Annotated in this window: 16 protein-coding genes; 7 read left to right on the plus strand and 9 right to left on the minus strand. The window is 72.1% G+C overall.

Annotation, left to right across the window (positions count from 1 at the left end; genetic code table 11):
• Window positions 1–10 precede the first annotated feature (10 nt).
• Window positions 11–1,252, plus strand: coding sequence for a PP2C family protein-serine/threonine phosphatase (locus QF034_RS05450; protein ID WP_307173856.1), 1,242 nt, complete (start codon window positions 11–13; stop codon window positions 1,250–1,252).
• 8 nt (window positions 1,253–1,260) lie between these two features.
• Here the strand turns inward: QF034_RS05450 and QF034_RS05455 are convergent, their stop codons facing one another.
• Window positions 1,261–1,716 (minus strand): RpiB/LacA/LacB family sugar-phosphate isomerase, encoded by a 456-nt coding sequence (locus tag QF034_RS05455; RefSeq protein ID WP_307173857.1) that lies wholly within the window; start codon window positions 1,714–1,716, stop codon window positions 1,261–1,263.
• A gap of 319 nt (window positions 1,717–2,035) precedes the next feature.
• Here QF034_RS05455 and QF034_RS05460 point away from each other — a divergent pair, with 319 nt between their 5' ends.
• On the plus strand, window positions 2,036–2,758 hold the full coding sequence (locus tag QF034_RS05460; RefSeq protein ID WP_307173858.1) for a lysophospholipid acyltransferase family protein: 723 nt from the start codon (window positions 2,036–2,038) through the stop codon (window positions 2,756–2,758).
• Window positions 2,759–2,818: 60 nt separating this feature from the next.
• On the plus strand, window positions 2,819–3,850 hold the full coding sequence (locus QF034_RS05465) for an NAD-dependent epimerase/dehydratase family protein (RefSeq protein WP_307173859.1): 1,032 nt from the start codon (window positions 2,819–2,821) through the stop codon (window positions 3,848–3,850).
• Between the two features lie 4 nt (window positions 3,851–3,854).
• Here QF034_RS05465 and QF034_RS05470 read toward each other — a convergent pair whose 3' ends face one another.
• The 7 genes from QF034_RS05470 to QF034_RS05500 all read right to left on the minus strand — a co-directional run bounded on the left by QF034_RS05470 (window position 3,855) and on the right by QF034_RS05500 (window position 8,817).
• Window positions 3,855–4,619 carry an urease accessory protein UreD gene (locus QF034_RS05470; protein WP_307173860.1) on the minus strand — a complete coding sequence of 255 codons (765 nt, stop codon included), beginning with the start codon at window positions 4,617–4,619 and terminating at the stop codon, window positions 3,855–3,857.
• Window positions 4,616–5,305 carry an urease accessory protein UreG gene (gene ureG / locus QF034_RS05475; RefSeq protein WP_307173861.1) on the minus strand — a complete coding sequence of 230 codons (690 nt, stop codon included), beginning with the start codon at window positions 5,303–5,305 and terminating at the stop codon, window positions 4,616–4,618. The genes QF034_RS05470 and ureG overlap by 4 nt, the downstream gene beginning before the upstream one ends.
• A gap of 52 nt (window positions 5,306–5,357) precedes the next feature.
• Window positions 5,358–6,032, minus strand: a complete 675-nt coding sequence (locus QF034_RS05480) for an urease accessory protein UreF (RefSeq protein ID WP_307173862.1) — start codon at window positions 6,030–6,032, stop codon at window positions 5,358–5,360.
• A 10-nt stretch (window positions 6,033–6,042) separates the two neighbouring features.
• Window positions 6,043–7,764 (minus strand): urease subunit alpha, encoded by a 1,722-nt coding sequence (locus tag QF034_RS05485; RefSeq protein ID WP_307173863.1) that lies wholly within the window; start codon window positions 7,762–7,764, stop codon window positions 6,043–6,045.
• Window positions 7,757–8,068, minus strand: coding sequence for an urease subunit beta (locus QF034_RS05490; protein WP_307173864.1), 312 nt, complete (start codon window positions 8,066–8,068; stop codon window positions 7,757–7,759). Before QF034_RS05490 ends, QF034_RS05485 begins: the two co-directional genes overlap by 8 nt.
• Before the next feature lie 14 nt (window positions 8,069–8,082).
• Entirely contained in the window at window positions 8,083–8,385 is a 303-nt protein-coding gene (locus QF034_RS05495) for an urease subunit gamma (protein ID WP_010988499.1), read from the minus strand.
• 135 nt (window positions 8,386–8,520) lie between these two features.
• Window positions 8,521–8,817, minus strand: a complete 297-nt coding sequence (locus QF034_RS05500) for a type II toxin-antitoxin system Phd/YefM family antitoxin (protein ID WP_307173865.1) — start codon at window positions 8,815–8,817, stop codon at window positions 8,521–8,523.
• A gap of 90 nt (window positions 8,818–8,907) precedes the next feature.
• Between QF034_RS05500 and QF034_RS05505 the strand changes: the two genes are divergently transcribed.
• The 4 genes from QF034_RS05505 to QF034_RS05520 all read left to right on the plus strand — a co-directional run bounded on the left by QF034_RS05505 (window position 8,908) and on the right by QF034_RS05520 (window position 11,608).
• Entirely contained in the window at window positions 8,908–9,543 is a 636-nt protein-coding gene (locus QF034_RS05505) for an ATP-dependent Clp protease proteolytic subunit (protein ID WP_307173867.1), read from the plus strand.
• A 7-nt stretch (window positions 9,544–9,550) separates the two neighbouring features.
• Window positions 9,551–9,859: a hypothetical protein gene (locus tag QF034_RS05510; protein WP_307173869.1), complete on the plus strand. Its 309-nt coding sequence runs from the start codon at window positions 9,551–9,553 to the stop codon at window positions 9,857–9,859.
• A gap of 551 nt (window positions 9,860–10,410) precedes the next feature.
• Window positions 10,411–10,884 carry a C40 family peptidase gene (locus tag QF034_RS05515; protein ID WP_307173870.1) on the plus strand — a complete coding sequence of 158 codons (474 nt, stop codon included), beginning with the start codon at window positions 10,411–10,413 and terminating at the stop codon, window positions 10,882–10,884.
• 82 nt (window positions 10,885–10,966) lie between these two features.
• The gene (locus QF034_RS05520) at window positions 10,967–11,608 is read left to right on the plus strand and encodes a DUF6328 family protein (RefSeq protein WP_307173871.1); all 642 of its coding nucleotides are present in this window, start codon (window positions 10,967–10,969) and stop codon (window positions 11,606–11,608) included.
• On the opposite strand, the gene QF034_RS05525 is transcribed toward QF034_RS05520, so the two are convergent.
• Window positions 11,544–12,290 (minus strand): LysE family translocator, encoded by a 747-nt coding sequence (locus QF034_RS05525; RefSeq protein ID WP_307173872.1) that lies wholly within the window; start codon window positions 12,288–12,290, stop codon window positions 11,544–11,546. The genes QF034_RS05520 and QF034_RS05525 overlap by 65 nt on opposite strands.
• Window positions 12,291–12,335 lie beyond the last annotated feature (45 nt).

The raw sequence follows: 12,335 nt of genomic DNA on the forward strand, positions 1-12,335 counted from the left end.
GGCGGCGGGCATGACGCATTCGGCGATCGACTACACGGCGGTGTTCCAGGCCCTGCCCGGCATGGTGGCGCTGCTGACGCCCGAGCTGGTGTACGTGGACGTCAACGAGGACTTCGTCCGGGTGTCCGGCCGCTCCCGCGAGCAGCTCGTCGGGCACTACCTGTTCGACGTCTTCCCCGACAACCCCAACGACCCGGCCTCGACGGGCATGCGCAACCTGGAGGCCTCGCTGTACCGGGTCCTGGCGACCGAGGAGCGTGACGCCATGGCCCTGCAGCGCTACGACGTCGAGGATCCCGAGCGGCCCGGGCAGTGGCAAGAGCGCTACTGGAGTCCGGTGAACGCGCCGCTGCTCGGCCCCGACGGCAAGGTGGTGCTGATCCTGCACCGGGTCGAGGAGGTCACGGAGCTGATCCGGGCCCGGGGCCGCCCGGGCGGAGACCGGGGCGGCCGGTCCCGGGTCCTGGAAGCCGAGCTGTACACGCGCGCCCGTGAGCTGCAGGAGCTCAACGAGCGGCTGCGGCAGGCGCACTCCCGGGAGCGGGAGGTGGCGATGGTCCTCCAGGAGGCGATGCTGCCCGACCGCCGTCAGGTCAGCCACCACCACCGGGCCGCCGTCCGGTACCGGCCCGCCGTGGGCGCGCTCAACGTGTGCGGGGACTGGTACGACCTGGTCGACCTGGTCGGCGGTCACCGGGTCGGTGTGTCGGTGGGGGACGTGGTCGGGCACGGGCTGGAGGCCGCCGGCGTGATGGGCCAGCTGCGCAGCGCGCTCAGCGCGGCCTCCCGGGTCGCCGGGGGCCCGGCCCAGGCCCTGGACGTGCTGGGGCGCTACGCCCATGTGGTCGAGGGCGCCGAGTCGGCGACCGCCGTGACGACCTTCATCGACTTCGACCGGCGCACCATCACCTACAGCAGCGCCGGCCATCTCCCGCCCGTGCTGGTCCACCGCGACGGCCGCGCCGAGTTCCTCGACGGGGCCACGGACACCCCGCTCGACGCCCGCCCCGACCCGATCCCCAGACCCCAGGCGGAGACGTCCTTCACGCCGGGTGCCACGCTCGTGCTCTACACCGACGGCCTGGTCGAACGGCGCGGCGAGGACATCGACACCGGCCTGGCCCGTCTCGCCGACGCGCTGTACCGCAGCCGGGAGCAGGATCCCGAGCGCCTCGCCGACACGGTCCTGCTGGAACTGCTGCCGCCCGGCGGCGCCACGGACGACACCGCGCTGATCATCGTGCGGCTGTGAGCTGCGCTTCAGCGGCGGGTGTTGCCGTGGTCGAGGAGCCGGACGCGGTCCACGTTCTGGCGGTCCTCGGTGTCCGCGCTGGGCTCGCCGGCGAACCACGCGTCGAGGATCTCCTTCAGCAGCGGCTCGGACGTGAGCCGCAGGCTGAGCGCGAGGACGTTGGCGTCGTTCCAGCGGCGGGCCCCGTCGGCCGTGTAGGCGTCCGTGCACAGGGCGGCCCGGACGCCGGGCACCTTGTTCGCGGCGATCGAGGCGCCCGTGCCGGTCCAGCAGCACACCACGGCCTGGTCGGCCGTCCCGTCGGCGACCTCGCGGGCCGCGGCCTCCGAGCACACCGCCCACTGGGGGTCGTCCCCGGGGCGCAGTGCGCCGTGCGGGCGCACCTCGTGTCCTCGCTCGCGCAGCGCCGCCACGAGGAAGCGGGCGACGGGCTCGTCCATGTCCGAGGAAACAGAGATCCGCATGCTTCGCAGACTACTCGGCGGGGCCGCAAGAACCAGCCGTTGGCCAGGCACCCCCTCGGATTCCGCCACGCGGCCCGTTCGGCTTGCCGGTCACCCGGGTGGCGCAGCACGCTGGTCCCGCGGTTCTCCCCAGCCGCAGGAGCACCACCGGACGCACCTTACTGACTGACCGTCAGTCAATCGGCAAAGGATCGGCAGGTCAGGTCGCACGAGGTGCCCTGTGGCCACGCCTGCACCTACACTGGCACCCCACGACATGCCGGTTGACCTGCTGGAACGCGGCGGTTGAGTCCACCGCAAGAGTCGAGGAGCGCCCGCTTTGTTCTACTACCTGCTGAAATACGTGCTGCTGGGACCGCTGCTGAGACTGGTTTTCCGGCCTCGGATAGAAGGCCTGGAGCACGTTCCTTCTCAGGGCGCCGCCATCATCGCCGGCAATCATCTGTCGTTCTCGGACCACTTCCTGATGCCCGCGGTCCTCAAGCGGCGCATCACCTTCCTCGCGAAGGCCGAGTACTTCACGGGCCCGGGCATCAAGGGCCGTCTGACCGCGTCGTTCTTCCGCAGCGCCGGGCAGATCCCCGTCGACCGTTCCGGCAAGGACGCCGGGCAGGCCGCGATCCGCGAGGGCCTCGGCGTCCTGAGCAAGGACGAGTTGCTCGGCATCTACCCGGAGGGCACGCGCTCGCACGACGGCCGGCTCTACAAGGGCAAGGTGGGCGTCGCGGTCATGGCCCTCAAGGCCGGTGTCCCGGTCATCCCCTGCGCGATGATCGGCACCTTCGAGGCCCAGCCGCCGGGCAAGGTCATCCCCAACGTCCACCCCGTCGTGATCCGCTTCGGCAAGCCCCTCGACTTCTCGCGCTATGCGGGCATGGAGAACGAGAAGGCCATCCTGCGCGCCGTCACCGACGAGATCATGTACGCGATCCTCTCCCTGTCCGAGCAGGAGTACGTCGACCAGTACGCGGCCGTCGTGAAGGCCGAGGAGGCCGCCGCCGCCACGAAGGAACGGAAGTTCCCGCGCCTGCCGCTCACCTGAGGTGTCTGCTGTCGGCAGAAGCCGTATCCGCGGCCGGTCTCGGCGATCTACGGTCGCGGCATGAGACGTGCTGTGGTGGTAGGGGCCGGCGGGCAGATAGGACGGCCGACGGTGCAGGCGCTGGCGCGGGACGGCTGGGAGGTGACGGCCGCGTCGCGCGGCGGGGCCCGGGACGAGAGCTGGCCCGGCGAGGTGCGGGCGGTGCGGCTGGACCGCGAGGACGACGCGGCGCTGGGCGCGCTGATCGGCGACGGCTGCGATCTCGTGGTCGACATCGTCGCCTACGGGGCCCGGCACGCACGGCAGTTGACCGGTCTGGCCGACCGCATCGGCTCGGCCGTGGTCGTGTCGACGGTGTCGGTGTACGAGGACGGCACGGGCCGCGGCTTCGACACGATGAGCGAGCCGGGCGGATTCCCGCAGTACCCCGTTCCCGTACGCGAGGACCAGCCGACGGTCCCGCCGGGGGACGCCACGTACAGCACCGGCAAGGCCGCGCTGGAGAGGGAACTCATCGCGGCGGGCGACCGGTTGCCCACGACCGTGCTGCGCGCGGGCGCGATCCACGGTCCCCACAGCCCGCTCCCCCGCGAGCTGTACTTCGTGAAGCGGAACCTCGACGGCCGGCGCAGGCGGGTGCTCGCCCACCGGGGCGAGAGCCGCTTCCACACGTCGGCCGCCCGCAACATCGCCGAACTGATCCGGCTGGCGGCCGCCCGGCCCGGCTCGCGGGCGCTCAACGCCTGTGACCCGCAGCCGCCGACGGTGGCCGAGATCGGGGCGGCGGTGGACGCGGTGATGGGAGTGGAGACGGAGACCGTCCTGGTGGGCGGGGCGGCACCCTCGCCGTCCGTGGGCCGCTCGCCCTGGTCGACGGAGCTGCCGGTGGTCTTCGACATGACCGCCGCCGAACGGGAGTTGGGCTACCGGCCGGTCGTGTCCTACGCCGAGAGCCTGCCGGAGACGGTCGACTGGCTCATCCGCCGGCTGTCCGGGCAGGACCAGGACTGGAAGGAGACTTTCCCGACGCTCGCAAGGGCCTACCCCGACTTGTTCGACTACACGGCGGAGGACGCCTGGTTCGGGGCCTGAGCCCCTAGGACCGCATGAGTGACACGCGTGCCTCGTCGAGCAGCCGTCGCAGCCGCAGCGCGTCCGGCGCCACGGCGGTCACCAGGGCGGCGGGACCGGCGAGCGGGACGACCGAGGCCCCTTCTCCGAGTGCCCGGGCCGGCACCGGCTCGGCGGCGAACTCCGGGCGCACGACGACCAGTTGCCCGACCGCACGATGACCGGCGAGTACCGCCGGGCCGTCCCAGCCGCCCGGCGCGCCGGGCCCGCAGGCCAGTTCCTGGTCGAGCACGACCTTCCCGGCGACCCGCACGGTCAGCCGGCTCGTCAGCCGCCCGGGTTCCTCACCGGAGCGGCCGAGCACCTGCTCCTCGCGCAGCACGAGCCGGGCCGAGGCGGCGAGCTCGACGCGGGTCGTGACGTACAGGTCGCTGCCCTGGGCGGAGATCAACTGCTCGGGCAGCCAGTGCAGTTCGGCCCGCTCGGCGACATCGAGCCGGACGTCGTAGCGGGCCTCTCCCTTGGCCTGCCCCGGCAGGGCGATGGTGGCGGCGGCCGAGCCGACGGACAGCCGCGCTCCCTCCTCCAGCCGGGCCCGCACGGTGAAGTGGTCGCCGCCGAGCGGTCCGCTCATCGCTCCGACCAGCATGACCCGCGCCTCGGCGCCGCTGCCCCGGGTGCGCCGCAGCGCCAGCGGTCCGTCGCTCTCCAGCACGGGCAGGGCGGTCCCGCCCCGGCCGTCGTCCCGGGCGACGACGCTCGCCACGGAGCGCACCCCGGCGCTGTTCACGCCCGTGCCGTCCACGCGGCGAGCTGCGCACGCACCCAGGCGGCGACATCGGCCACCCCGGGCTCGCTGCGCAACGACTGGAAGACGACGGGCAGTTCGGCCCGCTGCGCCTTGGCGTCGGCCGCCATCCGCGCGAGGTCGGAGCCGACGTACGGTGCAAGGTCGGTCTTGTTGACGACGAGCAGGTCGGCGGTGGTCACCCCCGGCCCGCCCTTGCGGGGAATGTCGTCGCCCCCCGCCACGTCGATCACGAAGATCTGCGCGTCGACGAGCCCCTTGGAGAACGTCGCGGTGAGGTTGTCCCCACCGGACTCCACGAGGACCAGGTCCAGCGGCCCGACGGCGTCCTCCAGGTCCTCCACGGCTTCCAGGTTGGCGGAGATGTCGTCCCTGATCGCGGTGTGCGGGCAGGCTCCCGTCTCCACGGCGGTGATCCGCTCGGGCGGCAGGACGGCCTCCCGGAGGAGGAACTCGGCGTCCTCACGGGTGTAGATGTCGTTGGTGACGACCGCGAGGGACAACTCCTCCCGCAGCGCGCGGCACAGCGCCGCGACGGTGGCGGTCTTCCCGGACCCGACGGGCCCGCCGAGTCCGATCCGCAGGGCACGGCGGCTGCCGTCGGCGCGGAGGGCGTCGGCACTCACGGCGCCGGGGCCGTCGTGGGTGTGGTCGTGGTCGAGGTGCATGGGGCGGCTCCTGCGTTCTGGTCCGACTGATTCGAGTAAAGGGGTGATCTGCCTAGGAGGCGAACAGCCGCACGGGCCAGCCCGCGTGTATCTCCGCCCCGATCTCCAGCAACGGCGCCGACCCCGCCGGCAACGCGTCGACTCCCTCGTCGACCACCCTGCGAGCCGCCTCCACCGCCCGGTCCACGACGCGGTCCATCTCCGGCGCCAGCCGGGCCAGCACTCCCGTCGCGTCGAAGGGGTCCAGACTCAGCAGCCGCACCGTGGCGGTGGCCGGTCCGCTGACGCTCTCGTATACCGCGCAGTACGCCGCGTCGACCGGCCCCAGCCCGGCCGCCCGCGCCGCGAGCCCCAGCACCACCGGCTGATGGGCTCCCTTGGGGAACTGCCGTGCCAGCGCGTGCAGTTCGGTGGACGGCCAGGTCGCCCGGGCGGCCCGCATCAGCTGCCGCCCCAGCTTGCGCCCGGCGACCCGCAGCGCGGGCGAGGGCGTACGGGCGTCCGCGGCTCGGTCCAGCGTGACGGGGTCGATCCCCAGCGCGGCGGCCGCCGCGAGGGCCGCCGCCACCGAACCGGCCGTGTGCAGCCGCCCCCGGCAGAACTCCGCCAGGCTCGCCGCCCCACTGATCCGCCCGGCCTTGACCGCCGCCTCCGCCCCGCCGGAGTGGGCGTGGCCGCCGGCGGGAAAGCGGCCGTCGGCCAGGACGAGAAGTGCCGCACGTGACATCAGGACGTCCTCAGAACAGGAAGTACCGCTGGGCCATGGGCAGTTCGGCCGCCGGTGTCGCCTCCACCAGCTCGCCGTCGATGTGCACGGCGAAGCTGTCGGGGTCGACGCGGACCTCGGGCCGGGCGTCGTTCTCCCGCATGTCGGCCTTGGTGACCCCGCGGGTCGACTCGATCGGCACGAACCGCTTGCCCAGGCCCAGCCGCTCCGGCAGCCCGTCCTCGACGGCCAGGGGCGCGACGAAGTTCACGGAGTTGGCGGCGGGTGCCCGGCCGATCGCCCCGAACATCGGGCGCGGCAGGACCGGCTGAGGTGTGGGGATCGAGGCGTTGGCGTCGCCCATCTGCGCGTAGGCGATCTGCCCGCTCTTGATGACGAGCTGCGGTTTGACGCCGAAGAAGGCCGGCTCCCACAGCACGAGGTCGGCCAGCTTGCCGGTCTCCACCGACCCGATCTCCCGGGCCAGGCCCTGGGCGAGCGCCGGGTTGATCGTGTACTTGGCGACATAGCGGCGTACACGATGGTTGTCCGCGCTTGCGTCACCCGGCAGCGCGCCCCGGCGCCGCTTCATCACATGGGCGGTCTGCCAGGTCCGCATGACGACCTCGCCCACGCGCCCCATGGCCTGGGAGTCGGAGGAGATGATCGAGATCGCGCCCAGGTCGTGCAGCACGTCCTCGGCGCCGATGGTGGACGGCCGGATCCGGGACTCGGCGAAGGCCAGGTCCTCCGGCACGGCCGGGTTGAGGTGGTGGCACACCATCAGCATGTCGAGGTGTTCCTCGGCGGTGTTGACGGTGAACGGCCGGGTCGGATTCGTGGAGCTCGGCAGCACGTGCGGCTCGGAGACCACGGTCATGATGTCCGGCGCGTGCCCGCCGCCCGCACCCTCGGTGTGGTAGGCGTGGATGCCCCGTCCGGCGATCGCGGCGAGCGTGTCGCCGACGAACCCGGCCTCGTTGAGCGTGTCCGTGTGGATGGCGACCTGGACGCCGGTCTGCCCGGCGACGGTCAGCGAGGCGTCGATGACGGCCGGGGTGGAACCCCAGTCCTCGTGCAGCTTCAGGCCGAGTGCCCCGCCCCGGATCTGCGACAGCATCGCCTCGTGGGAGACGGTGTTGCCCTTGCCGAGCAGGCCGATGTTGAGCGGGTAGGCCTCCATGGCCTCCAGCATCCGCGCCAGATGCCAGGGCCCGGGGGTCACGGTGGTGGCCTTGGAGCCCTCGGCGGGGCCCGTACCGCCGCCGACCAGGGTCGTGATGCCCGCGGACAGCGCCTCGTCGGCGATCTGCGGGCAGATGAAGTGCACGTGGGCGTCGATCGCGCCGGCCGTGAGGATCCGCCCGTTGCCGGCGATGATCTCGGTCTCGGGCCCGATGACCAGGTCCGGGTGGACACCGTCCATGGTGTCGGGGTTGCCGGCCTTGCCGATGCCGGTGATCCGCCCGTCGCGGATGCCGACGTCGGCCTTGACGATGCCCCAGTGGTCGATGATCACCGCGCCGGTGATGACGGTGTCCGGGGTGCCCTCCGCACGGGTGGCGCGCGCCTGGCCCATGGACTCGCGGATGACCTTGCCGCCACCGAACACGGCCTCGTCACCGGCGCGCCCGGGCCCGCCGGAACGATCCTCCTCGATCTCGACGAGCAGATCGGTGTCGGCGAGCCGGATCCGGTCGCCGGTCGTCGGGCCGAACAGGTCGGCGTACGCGGCACGCGAGATCTCAGGCATCGAGGGCACCTCCGGTCTCCCCGCGCAGACCGGGCACGACGCGGGCGCCGGTCAGCGGAACGAGTTCGACTTCGACGGGGATCCCGGGTTCGAAGCGCACGGCCGTGCCGGCGGCGACGTTCAGCCGCTTGCCGCGCGCGGCGGCGCGGTCGAACTCCAGACCGGGGTTGGCCTCGGCGAAGTGGTAGTGGGAGCCGACCTGGACGGGCCGGTCGGCGGCGTTGAGGACGGTGAGCCGGGTGACCTCGCGGCCCTCGTTGTACGCAATCGGTCCGTCGGCGAACAGGGTCTCTCCGGGAATCACGGCGGCCTCCGGCGTCAGACGATCGGATCGTGAACGGTGACGAGCTTGGTGCCGTCCGGGAACGTCGCCTCCACCTGCACGTCGTGGATCATCTCCGGGATGCCCTCCATGACGTCGTCCCTGGTGAGCAGCTTGCGCCCGGAGGACATGAGCTCGGCGACGGTACGGCCGTCACGCGCGCCTTCGAGGATGTGCGACGTGATGAGCGCGACCGCCTCGGGGTGGTTGAGCTTCAGCCCGCGGGCCCGGCGCTTCTCGGCCACGTCGGCCGCCACGTGGATCAGCAGTCTCTCTTGCTCGTGCGGGGTCAGTTGCACGTCCCACCTCACAGTCCTCGCTCCGGACCGTGCGGGGCCCGGCTGCCGCAGCCCCGGGGGGAAAGCCCTGGTGGCGTGGCGGCAGGCTAGTGGGACCGGGTTTCAGGCACGTTAACCGGGCCGCGCTCGGGCGGGCTACGCCGGGTCGGCCCCCCGGTGCTCCGCCGCGATCCCGAACCGCCGGTGTTCGCGCGGAGCGGACGCGACCTCGCGGACCGTGGAGACCGCGCTGATCACCTGCTCCTCCGCGGGCTCCGCGGGCTCCGCGAGCTCCTGGGTCTCGTCGAGTCGCCGCAGGTCATCGGCTGAGACGAGGGCGACGAGGGGCTTGCCGTGCCGGGTGACGACGACGCGTTCGCCGCCGTACACCACGCGGTTGATCAGGTCGGCGAGCTCAGCCCTGGCTTGCGTCACCGGAATCTCGTAGGCCATGTCCCCATCATAACGTCATGTACGTCCTGTACATTTTTTACAGAGACAGCTGTCGCCGGAGACGGCTCTGCCCACGAGGAGGGGTTCACCATGACCCGACCGTCCGCCCGTTACGTGCTGCCCGAGTTCACCGAACGCACGTCGTCCGGGCAACGGACGATGGACCCGTACTCGAAGCTCCTGGAGGGACGGATCGTCTTCCTCGGGGCGCCGGTGGACGAGACCTCGGCGAACGACGTGATGGCCCAGTTCATGTACCTCGAGCACCAGGCCCCCGACCGCGACATCTCGCTCTACATCAACTCCCCGGGCGGCACCTTCCACGCCATGACGGCCCTCTACGACACGATGCAGTACGTCGCCTGTGACGTGGAGACGATCTGCCTGGGCCAGGCCGGCGCGGCCGCCTCGGTGCTGCTGGCGGCGGGCACACCGGGCAAGCGGTCCGTGCTGCCGGACGCGCGTCTGGTGATCCATCAGCCCGCGCTGCCCGAGCCGGTCCGCGGGCAGGCCAGCGATCTGGCGATCCAGGCCGACGAGTTGACCCGCATGCGGACCCGCATGGAGGAGATGCTCGCGCGGCACACGGGCCGCACCCGGGAGCAGGTGAGCGCGGACATCGAGCGCGACAAGATCCTCACCGCCCAGGAGGCGGTGGAGTACGGCCTGGTGGACCGCATCGTCCCCCGCCGCGACGCCACCCTGGTCCCGCCGACCGGAGAGTGAGCCGCCGGTGCTCCCGCCCGAACTGCCGCCGCTGCCCGCACTGACCCGCGCCGAGGCGGAGTTGATCGACCGTTACCTGGAGGTCGTCGACCTGCTCGGCCGGATCAACCCGGCTCTGCCCGGCGACACCTACCGCGGACTGCGCGCCGCCCAGGCCCTGGTCGGCAAGGCGACGGCGCTGCGTGACGCACTGACGCTGATGCACCAGCGGGGAGAGACGGAACTGCACGCCGGCACTCTCGGCCGGGCGCTGCGGGTGCTGGACGGCGAGCGGCGCACGGCGCGCGTCACCCTTCCCCCGGATTCCGTCAGTTGACCGGTGTCGCCGGCCCGGACGCCCGCCCTGCCGGCGGAGCGTCCGGGCCTGAGTCGAAACCCGCCGAACGACGTACCTCTGTTCGGAGTAGACGGGAGTCCTATTTTCGGACCCTCAGAGTTGCGCAACGGGCGTGGCCGAGGGGCGGAATGGGACATTCCATCGCTGGTCCGGCGGCCCATGGACCCGCGGACGGCGGCTCGAACACAGACGTGTCCACCCGAACGGGTGAGTGGTGAGTAACAACACAAATCCCCGGTTCCGTTGGGATTTCGGGACAAGCATGAGCCAAGATCCCTGACTGACGACAAGCCCCCGCCACAGCGGCGGGGCGGTCCGGGCGGACGCCGAGTCCTGCCGCCGCCCGGATGACCGGTCGACAGGAGTGGATCGGCAGGAGTGGAGGACCCAAGCACGACGGGTCGCCGGGACGGTCACGCCATGACCGGGCCCGCGCAGCCCTTGGGGTGAAGCCGCGTCAGCGGCCGGGCAACTTCGCCAGCCCGAATCCGACAGGTCATCCTTCACAGGCGGCTGACGAAGGGTTGCGCATGACTGCGCTCAATCGTGTCCCGTCGCTGATGGTCCGGGCCGGTACGGCCTCGGCCCTCACCATCGCCGCCGTGGGCGGCTCGATCGTGGCCCCCGGCTTCTCCTCCGAGGCAGCGGCAGCCACACCGGCGACCAAGGCACTCCAGATAGCGGCCTCGAAGAAGGGATCGCCCTACCGGTACGGCGCCACCGGCCCGCACCGGTTCGACTGCTCGGGCCTCACGCTGTACTCGTTCAAGAAGGCGGGCAAGAAGCTCCCCCGCACGGCCGCCCAGCAGTACAACAAGACGCGCCACATCTCCGCCAAGAACCGCAAGGCGGGAGACCTGGTGTTCTTCCACTCGGGCAGCAGCGTGTACCACGTCGGTATCTACGCGGGTAAAAACAAGCTCTGGCACGCCCCGAAGAGCGGGGACGTGGTGCGGTTGCAGAAGATCTGGACCAAGAGCGTCTGGTACGGACGCGTGAAGTGATCCGCCCGGCGTGCGGCGGCGTCCCCGACGCGCCGCCGCACGCCGGAGCGTGACACGGCCTTATGTGGTTACCCGTCCCCCCATGGCCGAGCACCGTCCCTGCACCGCACGCGGCGAGACCCCGCTCCAGCGCGCCGACCGGAACTTCGTCGAGCTGCTCCAGGAGCTCCGGGTCACCCAGACGGGCGTACAGATCCTGTTCGCGTTCCTGTTGTCGCTCGCGTTCACCTCGCGCTTCACGTCCCTCGACACGGTCCAGCGCGTCACCTACGTCATCACGCTGTTGCTGGCGGTCCTGGCCGCGGCGCTGTTCACGGCACCGGCGGCGCTGCACCGCTCGCTCTTCCAGCAGGGCGCCAAGCCGCGCATCGTGCAGGTCTCCTCACGCCTGGCCACCACCGGCCTGGTCGTGCTGGTGTTCGCCTTCAGCGGTTCCGTGCTGCTGGTGGTGGATGTGACGACCGGTCGGGCCGGCGGCATCGCCGCGAGCGCGGCGACGTTCCTGGTCTGCGTCGGCCTGTGGGGGCTGCTCCCCCGGCTGGTGCGGCGGGCGGGGCTGCGCGACGAGACACAGGGCGGCCCCGGGCGACCGGAAGCCGCCGCCGAGGAGCCGGCCGTCCGGAGCGCCGTCCGGATCCCCACGCCGCTGCACGGCACCATCAGGCAGCCCTCAGGGGTTCGAGAAGGAGCAGCACACCGAGAAGCGTCAGCGCGGCGCCGGTGACCGTCTCGACGGCCCGCGCGGCACGCGGCTCCCGCAGCCACCGGCCGAGCCGGTCCACCAGCAGCGCCACGGCCGGGAACCACAGCAGCGCGAGGACCACCACGATCAGTGCCAGCACCAGCGTCCGGGGCAGCGCGGGACTGCCCGCGGGCACGAACTGCGGCAGCAGGCTGAGGAAGGTGATCGGCGCCTTCGGGTTCAGGGCGTTCGTGACGAAGCCCTGCCGCAGGGGACGCGCGGCGGACGAAGCGGTTCCGGTGGCTTCGGCGGCCACGGCACGTGTCCGGCGCGTTCCGATGGCTTCGGCGGCCACGGCACGGGTCCGGCGCGTTCCGACGGCTTCGGCGGCCACGGCACGTGTCCGGCGCGTTCCGGTGGCTTCGGCGGCCGGGACGCGGGTCCGGCGCAGCGACCACAGGGTCCGCGCTCCCAGGTACAGCACATAGCCGCCGCCCAGCAGCTGGAGCGCGCGGAACAGCGCGGGCACGGCGGCCAGGACCGCGGCGACCCCCGCCACGGCCAGCAGGGTGTGCAGCAGCAGCCCGCCCGCGACACCGAGGGCGCAGGCGAGGCCGGCCCGGCGGGAGGTCAGGGCGTTGCGCACGACGACGGTGAAGTCGGCGCCCGGCATGGCGACCATGCCCGCCGCCACCCCGGTGAAGGCGATGAGTTGTGCGTCCATACGGCCAGCCTGCCGGGCCGGGGCCTTCAGCAGGTACTTCGAATA

This window comes from Streptomyces africanus (genome assembly GCF_030816955.1).
In the GTDB taxonomy this organism is placed as follows: Bacteria; Actinomycetota; Actinomycetes; order Streptomycetales; family Streptomycetaceae; genus Streptomyces; species Streptomyces africanus.

What these genes read in the sequence shown, in the direction of transcription:
- QF034_RS05500 (WP_307173865.1), bottom strand. Translation starts at nt 8,817, where the DNA reads ATGGCCTACGAGATTCCGGTGACGCAAGCCAGGGCTGAGCTCGCCGAC.
- QF034_RS05505 (WP_307173867.1), top strand. Translation starts at nt 8,908, where the DNA reads ATGACCCGACCGTCCGCCCGTTACGTGCTGCCCGAGTTCACCGAACGC.
- ureG (WP_307173861.1), bottom strand. Translation starts at nt 5,305, where the DNA reads ATGCACCTCGACCACGACCACACCCACGACGGCCCCGGCGCCGTGAGT.
- QF034_RS05480 (WP_307173862.1), bottom strand. Translation starts at nt 6,032, where the DNA reads ATGTCACGTGCGGCACTTCTCGTCCTGGCCGACGGCCGCTTTCCCGCC.
- QF034_RS05525 (WP_307173872.1), bottom strand. Translation starts at nt 12,290, where the DNA reads ATGGACGCACAACTCATCGCCTTCACCGGGGTGGCGGCGGGCATGGTC.
- QF034_RS05465 (WP_307173859.1), top strand. Translation starts at nt 2,819, where the DNA reads ATGAGACGTGCTGTGGTGGTAGGGGCCGGCGGGCAGATAGGACGGCCG.
- QF034_RS05485 (WP_307173863.1), bottom strand. Translation starts at nt 7,764, where the DNA reads ATGCCTGAGATCTCGCGTGCCGCGTACGCCGACCTGTTCGGCCCGACG.
- QF034_RS05515 (WP_307173870.1), top strand. Translation starts at nt 10,411, where the DNA reads ATGACTGCGCTCAATCGTGTCCCGTCGCTGATGGTCCGGGCCGGTACG.
- QF034_RS05520 (WP_307173871.1), top strand. Translation starts at nt 10,967, where the DNA reads ATGGCCGAGCACCGTCCCTGCACCGCACGCGGCGAGACCCCGCTCCAG.
- QF034_RS05450 (WP_307173856.1), top strand. Translation starts at nt 11, where the DNA reads ATGACGCATTCGGCGATCGACTACACGGCGGTGTTCCAGGCCCTGCCC.
- QF034_RS05455 (WP_307173857.1), bottom strand. Translation starts at nt 1,716, where the DNA reads ATGCGGATCTCTGTTTCCTCGGACATGGACGAGCCCGTCGCCCGCTTC.